We start from the raw sequence: 9,717 nt of genomic DNA, 5'->3' as shown, positions 1-9,717 counted from the left end.
CGGCGTCTCCCACCGCAAGATCGCCGCCCGTGCCCGGGTCCCCCTGGGGTCGATGACGTACCACTTCTCCGGCATCGACGAGCTGCTGCGCGAGGCCTTCACCCGCTTCGCCGACCACATCGTGGCCGTCTTCGAGGAGCACCTCGGCCGGGCCGACGGTCCCGAGCAGGCCCGTGAGGCGGTCACCGACCTCGTCCACGCCCTCTCGGAGGGCCCCCGCCGCGATCTCGTCCTGACCCAGGAGCTCTACACCCTCGCCGCCCGCAACCCGTCCTACCGGGAGCTGACCCGGGCCTGGATGCACCGCAGCCGCCGTCTGCTGGAGCGGCACTTCGACGCGGACACCGCCCGCCAGCTCGACGCGCTGATCGAGGGCCTGACCCTGCACCGCGCCCTGGACACCGACCCGCACGACCGCGCGCTGACGCGCAGGGCCGTCCTCCGCATCACCACCGCCGGCGCTCGGGCCGCGCCCCCACGGGCGGCCGGCACCCGCCCCGGCCGCCCGTGGGGGCGCGGCCTGACCCCGCGTCCCCACGGGCTCGTCCCTCCGCCGGGACACGCGTTCCGCCCGCCGGGGCGCCGGTCTCACCGCCGGCGGCGCAGCAGCCGCCCCAGTCCCAGCACCGCGACCACCGCCACGACGGCCGCCGCGAGGGTGCCCGTCCCGAGGCCGCCGCTCCCGTCCGCGCCGGAGCCGCCGGAGCCCGCGCCGTCGTCCCGCGAGGACGGCGCCCCGTCCTTCTTCCCGGCGCCCGGCGCGTCGTACGCCACCACCGAGCTGCCGGCCCCCTCGCTGCCGTACAGCAGCTTGCTGCCGTCGGCGCTGTAGGTGAGGGACTCGCCCTGCGCCTGCAACGGCACCTGGAGCCGGCCGATCCGCTTGATCCTGCCGCCGTTCCAGTCGTAGAGGATGCCGCCGAAGTAGCCGCGTACGGCGAGTCGTGTGCCGTCGGGCGAGAGGGCGGCGTCGGTGGCCCACAGGTCGACGGGGGCGATCGGCCGGAAGATGTTCGTGCCCGAGGGGGACAGCTCGGCGGGGCCCTCGTACAGGTGCCCCCCGTCCTCGTTCTTGTCGATGATGTAGACGCGCCCCGTCCTCGGGTGCACGACCATCGACTCGGCGTCGCGGGGGCCGTCCTCGTACTTCACGACGTACTGCGTGGCCCGGATCGTCTGGTCCTTCAGCTCCTTCGGCTCGGGCAGCCGGTAGATCCACACATACGGCCAGGTGCCGCCGCGGTTGTCGCCGATGTCGCCGACGTAGATCTGGTCGTCGGGCCCGATGGAGATGGCCTCCACGTCGCGGGGCTCGCCGATCCCGCTGAGGGTGACGGTGGCGACGGTCTCGCCCGTCCTGCCGTCCACGGCGTAGATCTGGGGGCCGTATCCGCTGTCGTTGTGGGTCCAGTAGACGCCCGGGTGCCGGCGCGAGGCCGCGAGCCCGCTGGACTCCTTGATGCGGGGGTCCTTGATCGTGAACCCGCCGTCGCCGTCGGCGGCGGAGGCGGCGGGCACGGCGGACACGGTGAGCGCGCCCGCGAGGAGAACCCCGGCGAGCAGGGAGAACGGTCGGCGCATACCCCAAGCCTGCCATCCTGCGGGGGAGTTCACCCGCGTGGCGGGCCTCACATCGCACCGCGTCGCGTGATCGTCCATCATGAGCGGATGCTCAGGTTCATGCCCGTCGGCGACTCCATGACCATCGGCAGCGCGGGCGAACACACGTGGCGTTACCGGCTGTGGCGGCATCTGTGCGCGACGTACGGCGGCCCGTTCACATTCGTCGGCCCCCGTGAGGCGCTGTACGACAAGACGGCGGACGCGCCGGTCTCGTACGCCTACGCCGTCCCGGACTTTCCCCGTGCCCATCTGGCCGGCTGGGGCGAGGGCTGGGGGCACATGGCCCCGGTGATCGGCGAGGCGGTGCGGGAGCACCGGCCGGACGTGCTGCTGGTCTCCCTGGGCCTGATCGACCTCGGCTTCTACACCAACGCCGAGCAGACGGAGGTGAACGTGCGCGCCTTCGTGGCGGCGGCGCGGGAGAGCAACCCGCGCATCCGCATGGTCGTCCTCCCCGTGATCCCCAATGTGCGCGCCGAGTCCGACCCGCCCTTCGCCGCCCAGGTGGCCCTCTTCAACGAGCTGCTGGCCAAGGCGGTGTCCGACCTGGACGAGCCCCGTTCCCCGCTGCTTCTCGCCTCCCCTCCGGCGACGTACGACATCCGCACCGACACCTACGACGGCACCCACCCGAACGAGAGCGGCGAGCACAAGATCGCGGCGGTGTTCGCGGGGGCGATGCACCAGGCGTGGGGATGGGGCGGGGAGTACCGGGGCGGCTGAGCCGCGCCGGCTCCTTCCGGCACATGCGCGGGAAGCCGTGCCCTCGTCACCGTGCGTATCGTTGTACTGCGCGGCCGTACTCGTCCACGGTGCGGCCGGGGAGGAGCGCCACGATGACCGTCCTGGACGACGGGATCACGATGGCCGAGAGCGACGACACGCAGTGGCTCGACGACATGTTCGAGCGGCTCGAGAAGATGCCCGTCCCCGAGGGATACAAGGTGGAAATCGTCGAGGGGGCCGTCTGCATGTCGCCGCAGCGCACCGTGCGCTGGCGGACCGTCTTCCTGCTCATCAAGGTGCTGATGGGCCGCTTCGGCGAAGACGTCAACCTGGTGTCCGACGTCCGCATCGACTTCCCCGGCCATCGGAACGGCTTCGCCCCGGATCTGGTGAAGTTCCGTGACGGTGCCACGCCCGACGCGCGGGGGCGCCGGTCCCCGAAGGACGTGGAGTTCATCGCGGAGGCCGTCTCCAAGGACACCGGCTTCAACGACTGCGGCCCCAAGAAGACCGCGTACGCCCTCGCCGGAGTTCCCGTCCACCTGATCGCCGACCCCTACGCGGGCGAGTGCCGCCTGTTCACCCAGCCCAAGGACGGTACGTACCTCAGCGACACGTCCATCGCCTACGGCGGCGAGGTCGACATGACCTCGACTCCTCTGGGCCTCACCCTCAAGACCGACGACTTCCCCCGGGACTGACACACCGTCACACTCCTTGCCGAGGCCCTCTTGCCTTGAGCCCTTTCACGACGTTGGGTGGTGAACCATGGAGTACACACAGCTCGGACGCACGGGGCTCAAGGTCAGCCGGCTGGTGCTCGGCACGATGAACTTCGGCCCGCAGACCGACGAGGCGACCAGTCACGCGATCATGGACGCGGCGCTGGACGCGGGGATCAACTTCTTCGACACCGCCAATGTGTACGGCTGGGGCGAGAACAAGGGCCGTACCGAGCAGATCATCGGCAACTGGTTCGCCAAGGGCGGTGGCCGCCGCGACAAGGTCGTGCTGGCCACCAAGGTGTACGCGAACATGGCCCCGGACGACGCCTCCGTCTGGCCGAACCACGACAAGCTGTCCGCCCTGAACATCCGGAGGTCCGTCGACGCCAGCCTCAAGCGGCTGCAGACGGACTACATCGACCTCTACCAGTTCCACCACATCGACCGCAGCACTCCCTTCGAGGAGATCTGGCAGGCCGTCGACGTCCTGATCCAGCAGGGCAAGATCCTCTACGTGGGGTCGAGCAACTTCCCCGGCTACAAGATCGCGCAGGCCAATGAGATCGCCGCCCGCCGGGGCGGCACCATCGGGCTGGTCAGCGAGCAGTGCCTCTACAACCTCGCCGAGCGCCGCGCCGAGATGGAGGTCATCCCGGCCGCACGGGACTACGGACTCGGTGTCATCCCCTGGTCGCCGCTGCACGGCGGGCTGCTGGGCGGAGTGCTCAGGAAGGAGACCCAGGGCAGCCGGCGCACTTCCGGCCGGGCCGCCCAGGCGCTCGCCGACGAGTCCCTGCGCTCCCGGATCCAGCGGTACGAGGACCTGCTCGACAAGCACGGCCTGGAGCCCGGCGAGGTCGCCCTGGCCTGGCTGCTCTCCCGGCCCGGTGTGACCGGCCCGATCGTGGGTCCGCGCACCGTCGAGCAGCTCGAGTCGGCCCTGCGGTCGGTCGAGCTGGAGCTGAGCGGGGAGCTGCTGGCCGAGCTCGACGAGATCTTCCCGGGTCCGGGACCGTCCCCGGAGGCCTTCGCCTGGTAGTTCCCGGGGGTTCCCGAAGGGACCACGGGCCCGAAGAGGTCACGGGCCGGGCGGGTCGCCGGGCCCGTGGCCCGCGGGCCCGCAGGTCCGCTCGGCAAACGGGCCGGGCGGGTTCCCGGGCTTCGGGGTCAGCAGGCCCTGGCGGGCGTCCGCGCAGGCGTCCACGGCCCCGTCGTCTCCGCCCCGGCGGTCGCGTTCACGGGCGTCACTTGCCGAACGCGGCCGCCAGGGCCACGACGGCGAACATCAGCACGAGTGCACCGGCCATGATCCGGTTCCGGGTTTTCGGGTCCACGTCTTCGAGACTAACCGGCCCCGCGCAGCGGCCTGCGGGCGACCGGCTCGTAGCGGGGCTGCTCGCCCGGCGTCCCGGACCGGGGCAGACGGCTGTGGACGAGGACCAGCTCCTCCACGGTCCAGGTGGGGCTCGTGAAGTCCGCCAGCGCCTGGACGTAGGCCCGTACGTCCATCCCGTCCCGGCTGCGGGCCACCGTGAGATGGGCCCGGTACGGGCGGTGCTCCCGCATCGGCACCCCCGCCTTCCGTGCCGCCGCCTCCGCCCGGCCGGCCAGCAGCCGCATGGTCCGCAGATCGCCGTCCGCCCCCGCCCACAGCGCCCTGCCGCGTCCGAACTGCCCGCCGCCGCGCAGCGCCAGCGGGAAGGGATCCGTACGCCGTGCGGCCTTCTCCAGCCGTGCCGACAGCTCCGGTACGAGCTCCTCGTCGACCTCGCCGTAGAAGGCGAGCGTGAAGTGCCAGCCGGGGCGCTGCGTCCAGCGCAGCCGGTCCGCGCCGGGCAGCTTCCTCAGCCCGGCGACCTCGCGCGCGAGCGCCCCGAGGACGTTCTCGGGGGGCAGGACGGCGGCGAAGAGTCTCATGGAGCCCATGGAAGCCAGTGTCCCCGCCGTGCGCCCGGCGGCTCCACGGCACCGGCCCTCCCCGCGGGCACCGGCTCTACAGCGTCGCCAGCTCCTTGCGCCGCTCGCGCGGGACCAGACCGACGCGCGGGTGGCCGTGGTGCCAGCCGAAGGACAGCCGCATCCCGCCGACCCGGGTCAGGATCAGCCCGATGACACCGGCCGCGGCGAGCGAGACCGCACCGCCGAAGGCGAAGCCGATCCGGGCACCGTAGGTGTCGGTGATCCAGCCGACCAGGGGCGCGCCCAGCGGCGTGCCGCCCACGAAGACCATCATGAACAGGGCCATCACCCGCCCGCGCATGGCCGGGTCGGTGGCCATCTGCACCGCGGTGTTCGCCGTGACGTTGACCGTCAGGCCGAAGATCCCGATGGGGGCCATCAGCAGGACGAACAGCCAGTACGACGGGGCCAGCGCGGCCACGATCTCCAGAAGGCCGAAGGCCGCGGCGGCCGTGAGGAGCACCCGCAGCCGGGCCGCGCCGCGGCGGGCGGCGAGCAGGGCACCGGTCAGCGAGCCGACCGCCACCACCGTGTTGAACAGGCTGTAGGCGCCGGCACCGGCGTGGAAGACGTCCTCGGCGTAGGCCGACAGCCACACCGGGAAGTTGAAGCCGAAGGTGCCGACGAAGCCGACCAGGACGATCGGCCAGAGCAGCTCGGGACGGCCGGCGACATAGCGCAGGCCCTCACGGAGCTGGCCCTTGCCGCGCGGGGCGCGCTCGACGACGTGCAGCTCACGGGCGCGCATCAGGAGCAGGCCGGTGATGGGGGCGAGGAAGGACAGCCCGTTGGCGAGGAACGCCCAGCCGGTGCCGACTCCGGTGATCATGAGACCCGCGACGGCGGGGCCGATCAGACGGGCGGACTGGAAGTTCGCGGAGTTCAGGCTGACCGCGTTCGGCAGCTGCTTCGGGCCGACCATCTCCGAGACGAAGGACTGGCGGGCCGGGTTGTCGACGACCGTGGCGAGGCCGACCGCCAGCGCGGCGAGGTAGACGTGCCAGACCTGGACCTGCCCGGTGAGGGTGAGCGCGGCGAGCGCCAGGCCGGAGACGGCCATGGAGGTCTGGGTGACGAGCAGCGTGGGCCGCTTGGGCAGCCGGTCGACGAGGACGCCTCCGTAGAGGCCGAAGAGCAGCATCGGCAGGAACTGCAGGGCGGTGGTGATGCCGACGGCGGCGGAGGAGCCGGTGAGGCTCAGCACCAGCCAGTCCTGGGCGATGCGCTGCATCCAGGTGCCGATGTTGGAGACCACTTGCCCGAAGAAGAACAGGCGGTAGTTCCTGATCCTCAGCGAGCTGAACATCGAGGATGTGCGGGGGGAGGTCCTGCGGGGGGATTCGGAAGCGTTCTGCGCGTTGTCGTGGTGGGTGGGTGCGGGGGCGGAGTCTGCTCCGGATCCCGTACTCAAAGGGTTTCGCCTCCTTGTCCGACGTCTTTCACAGGTGCGCGAGCTTTTCCAGCACGGGGGCGGCGGCGCGCAGTTTCGCCCACTCCTCCTCGTCCAGTCCTTCGACCAGGCCGGCCAGGAAGGCGTTCCGCTTGCGGCGGCTCTCCTCGAGCATGGACTCGGCCCGTTCGGTTCTGGTGACCAGCTTCTGGCGCCGGTCCTCGGGATGCGGTTCCAGGCGGACCAGCCCCTTGGCCTCGAGCAGCGCCACGATGCGGGTCATCGAGGGGGGCTGCACATGCTCCTTGCGGGCGAGCTCGCCCGGGGTGGCGCTTCCGCAGAGGGAGAGGGTGCCCAGCACCGACATCTCGGTGGGGCTCAGCGACTCGTCCACGCGCTGGTGCCTGAGCCGGCGTGACAGCCGCATCACGGCGGATCGCAGGGAATTCACGGCGGCGGCGTCTTCGGCGCGGCTGAGATCCAGCATGGTCTTTAGCGTAACTCATTACTCTCGCTAAGTACCAATGGAAAGGGCGCCCTGCATCCGTGATGCCTGCCACGGCAAGAGAACATCACTCTTTCGAGTGATATCGGCACGGAACGTCACACCTCGTGCCGAAGTGTGGGGCAACTCTCGTTCCCATGGGATCCATGGGATCAAGCGTGCTGAGCGTGCGCATCGACCATGAGCTGCTCGAGCGGCTCAGGGGTCATGCGGCAAAAAGAGGAATGAGCGTCCAGGACTATGTCGTCCGGACGCTCATTCGAGCCGACTTCGACGAACGATTCCAGGCCGCCGTCGAGGAGACGGAGAGGTTCTACGGAGTCACCTGACCCGGCCGGTCCGCCCGGACCGGCCGGGCCCGGTCGGCCCGGGCCGGATCAGGAGGCGGACCGGACAGGGGGCCGGACCGGATCAGGTCAGGCCGAGGGCCGGCATCAGGTAGTAGAAGGCGAAGACCGCCGCCACCACGTACATCGGCACCGGGACCTCCCGGCCGCGGCCGGCCGCCAGACGCAGCACCGCGAAGGCGATGAAGCCCATGCCGATGCCGTTGGTGATCGAGTAGGTGAACGGCATCATCACCATGGTGATGAAGGCCGGGATGGCGATGGTGAAGTCCGTCCAGTCGATGTCCCTGACCGCTCCGGCCAGGATCAGGAAGCCGACCGCGAGCAGGGCCGGGGTGGCCGCCTGGGACGGGACCATGGTGGCGACGGGCGTCAGGAACAGCGCCACCACGAACAGGGCGCCGGTCACGACGTTGGCGAAACCGGTGCGGGCGCCCTCACCGACACCGGCCGTCGACTCCACGAAGCAGGTGGTGGCCGAGGAGGAGCTGGCGCCACCGGCGGCGACCGCGATGCCGTCGACGAAGAGGACCTTGTTGATCTCGGGCATCTGCCCCTGGGCGTCGGTCAGCTTGGCCTCGTCGCTGATGCCCATGATCGTGCCCATGGCGTCGAAGAAGCAGGACAGCAGCACGGTGAAGACGAACAGGACGCCGGTCAGCACCCCGACCTTGGAGAAGCCGCCGAAGAGGCTGACCTGACCGATCAGCCCGAAGTCGGGGGTCGAGACGGGGTTGCCGGGCCACTCCGGGGTGGTGAGTCCCCAGGAGGGCACCTTGGCGACGGCGTTGATCACGACGGCCAGGACGGTCATCGCGACGATCGAGATGAGGATCGCCCCGGGCACCTTGCGCACGATCAGCGCGAGCGTGAGCAGCGTGCCGAGCACGAAGACCAGGACCGGCCAGCCGCTGAGGTGGCCGTCGGCGCCGAGCTGCAGCGGAACGGTGGTCTGGGCGGCGTCCGGGATGCGGGTGACGAAACCGGAGTCGACGAGCCCGATCAGCATGATGAACAGGCCGATACCGATGGAGATGCCCTTGCGCAGGCCGAGCGGTACGGCGTTCATGACGCGCTCGCGCAGACCGGTGGCGACCAGCAGCATGACGACGAATCCGGCGAGCACCACCATGCCCATGGCGTCCGGCCACGACATGCGCGGGGCGAGCTGCAGCGCGACGACGGTGTTCACACCGAGGCCGGCGGCGAGCGCGATCGGCACATTGCCGATGACGCCCATGAGCAGCGTGCTGAAGGCGGCGGTCACGGCGGTGGCGGTGACGAGCTGCCCGTTGTCGAGCTGGTGCCCGTACATGTCTTTCGCGCTGCCGAGAATGATCGGATTCAGCACGATGATGTAGGCCATCGCGAAGAAGGTGGCGAAGCCACCGCGGATCTCCCGGGACAGGGTGCTGCCCCGCTCGGAGATCTTGAAGAAGCGGTCGAGAACGCCGTACACCGGCGGAGTTCCCGGTTCCTCGGGAGCGGGGGCCTTGGCGGCGGCCGAGGTGGACATGCGAATTGACCTCAGGGAATGCGAATCGGCACGGGGTGATGGGCCTGACCGTCGGGTTCCCCCTCAGATCTCCGCCCTCTCCTGTTTGGAGATTCCTCCGAAGACAAGCGGTCAGACACGAACCGCTTCAGTATGAACATATGAAGGGCAAAAGACCATCTCCGCGCGTAGAAGAAGGAACCGCAAGAAGATCGACAACTGCAAGAAGATCGACAAGTGGGCCGGCCCGGGGACCGGCGGGAGAGACGGGCGGGGGAATCGGCGGGAGCCGTGCGGAAGAGCCCGCCGCGCCGGGGCACCCGGAAGCGGGGCCATAGACTGGCGCCCATGGCGAAGTGGACCCCCAAGCACGAGGCACCGGAGCCCTTGGAGGGCCCCGTGGTCGCCACCGTCACCGGCGGCACGATCGTCTGGTTCGTCCTCTTCCTGCTCCAGCTCCCCTTCTACGGCTGGCTCCGCGACCACGGCCACACCTGGTGGCTCTGGACCTGCCTGGCCGGCGGCGGGCTGGGCCTGCTCGGCATCTGGTACGTGCGCAAGCGGGACGCGGCCATCAAACGGGAGGCGGCGAGGCGGTCCGCGCGCCAGGAGGAGCCGACGTCGGCGGAGTAGCGGACGGCGGGCGGGCGACGGCGAACCAGCGGGCGACGGCCCGCCGGGGCCGGGAGGAAGCCGGCCAAGCGCCGGGGCCCGAGGACAAAACCGCCTTCACCCCCACGGGACTTCACGGGACTGCCCCCGGCCCTCTCCGGGGAGGGCCGGGGGCAGTCCCGTGAAGTCCCGTGGGGGTGAAGGCGGTTTTGTCCTCGGGCCCCGGCGCTTGGCCGGCTTCCTCCCGGCCCCGGCGGGCCGTCTCCCGCTGGTTCGCCGTCGCCCGCCCGCCGTCTGCTACTCCGCCGACGTCCGCTCCTCCTGGCCCGCGGACC

General features: G+C 70.7%; 10 protein-coding genes and 1 pseudogene. 6 read left to right on the top strand and 5 right to left on the bottom strand.

Features of this window, described 5'->3' with window-relative positions; all coding sequences use genetic code 11:
• Nucleotides 1-475 (top strand): annotated as a pseudogene (locus CCN35_RS02100) (TetR/AcrR family transcriptional regulator); the annotation flags it as partial.
• A 113-nt stretch (nt 476-588) separates the two neighbouring features.
• Here CCN35_RS02100 and CCN35_RS02095 read toward each other — a convergent pair.
• Nucleotides 589-1,581 (bottom strand): hypothetical protein, encoded by a 993-nt coding sequence (locus CCN35_RS02095; protein WP_067395887.1) that lies wholly within the window; start codon nt 1,579-1,581, stop codon nt 589-591.
• Nucleotides 1,582-1,668: 87 nt separating this feature from the next.
• Here CCN35_RS02095 and CCN35_RS02090 point away from each other — a divergent pair, with 87 nt between their 5' ends.
• The 3 genes from CCN35_RS02090 to CCN35_RS02080 all read left to right on the top strand — a co-directional run bounded on the left by CCN35_RS02090 (nt 1,669) and on the right by CCN35_RS02080 (nt 4,113).
• Complete coding sequence (locus CCN35_RS02090) at nt 1,669-2,346, top strand: SGNH/GDSL hydrolase family protein (protein ID WP_067395884.1); 678 nt, start codon at nt 1,669-1,671, stop codon at nt 2,344-2,346.
• A gap of 113 nt (nt 2,347-2,459) precedes the next feature.
• On the top strand, nt 2,460-3,050 hold the full coding sequence (locus CCN35_RS02085; RefSeq protein ID WP_067395881.1) for a Uma2 family endonuclease: 591 nt from the start codon (nt 2,460-2,462) through the stop codon (nt 3,048-3,050).
• 67 nt (nt 3,051-3,117) lie between these two features.
• Nucleotides 3,118-4,113, top strand: coding sequence for an aldo/keto reductase (locus CCN35_RS02080; RefSeq protein ID WP_067395872.1), 996 nt, complete (start codon nt 3,118-3,120; stop codon nt 4,111-4,113).
• Nucleotides 4,114-4,418: 305 nt separating this feature from the next.
• Here the strand turns inward: CCN35_RS02080 and thpR are convergent, their stop codons facing one another.
• The 3 genes from thpR to CCN35_RS02065 form a co-directional block, all read right to left on the bottom strand.
• Nucleotides 4,419-4,991 carry an RNA 2',3'-cyclic phosphodiesterase gene (thpR, locus tag CCN35_RS02075; protein ID WP_067396139.1) on the bottom strand — a complete coding sequence of 191 codons (573 nt, stop codon included), beginning with the start codon at nt 4,989-4,991 and terminating at the stop codon, nt 4,419-4,421.
• Nucleotides 4,992-5,067: 76 nt separating this feature from the next.
• Nucleotides 5,068-6,444: an MFS transporter gene (locus CCN35_RS02070; protein ID WP_079129768.1), complete on the bottom strand. Its 1,377-nt coding sequence runs from the start codon at nt 6,442-6,444 to the stop codon at nt 5,068-5,070.
• 28 nt (nt 6,445-6,472) lie between these two features.
• Entirely contained in the window at nt 6,473-6,910 is a 438-nt protein-coding gene (locus tag CCN35_RS02065; RefSeq protein ID WP_086791339.1) for a MarR family winged helix-turn-helix transcriptional regulator, read from the bottom strand.
• A 164-nt stretch (nt 6,911-7,074) separates the two neighbouring features.
• On the opposite strand from CCN35_RS02065, the gene CCN35_RS02060 reads away from it, so the two are divergent.
• Nucleotides 7,075-7,257 carry a ribbon-helix-helix protein, CopG family gene (locus CCN35_RS02060; protein ID WP_067395858.1) on the top strand — a complete coding sequence of 61 codons (183 nt, stop codon included), beginning with the start codon at nt 7,075-7,077 and terminating at the stop codon, nt 7,255-7,257.
• 82 nt (nt 7,258-7,339) lie between these two features.
• Here the strand turns inward: CCN35_RS02060 and CCN35_RS02055 are convergent, their stop codons facing one another.
• The gene (locus CCN35_RS02055; RefSeq protein ID WP_067395851.1) at nt 7,340-8,791 is read right to left on the bottom strand and encodes an NCS2 family permease; all 1,452 of its coding nucleotides are present in this window, start codon (nt 8,789-8,791) and stop codon (nt 7,340-7,342) included.
• A gap of 327 nt (nt 8,792-9,118) precedes the next feature.
• On the opposite strand from CCN35_RS02055, the gene CCN35_RS02050 reads away from it, so the two are divergent.
• Nucleotides 9,119-9,403 (top strand): DUF2530 domain-containing protein, encoded by a 285-nt coding sequence (locus CCN35_RS02050; protein WP_067395847.1) that lies wholly within the window; start codon nt 9,119-9,121, stop codon nt 9,401-9,403.
• Nucleotides 9,404-9,717 lie beyond the last annotated feature (314 nt).

Source organism: Streptomyces thermovulgaris, from assembly GCF_002155915.1.
Classification (GTDB): domain Bacteria; phylum Actinomycetota; class Actinomycetes; order Streptomycetales; family Streptomycetaceae; genus Streptomyces; species Streptomyces thermovulgaris.
Note: the sequence above shows the minus strand (reverse complement) of the source record. Positions and strands in the feature narration are given on the sequence as shown.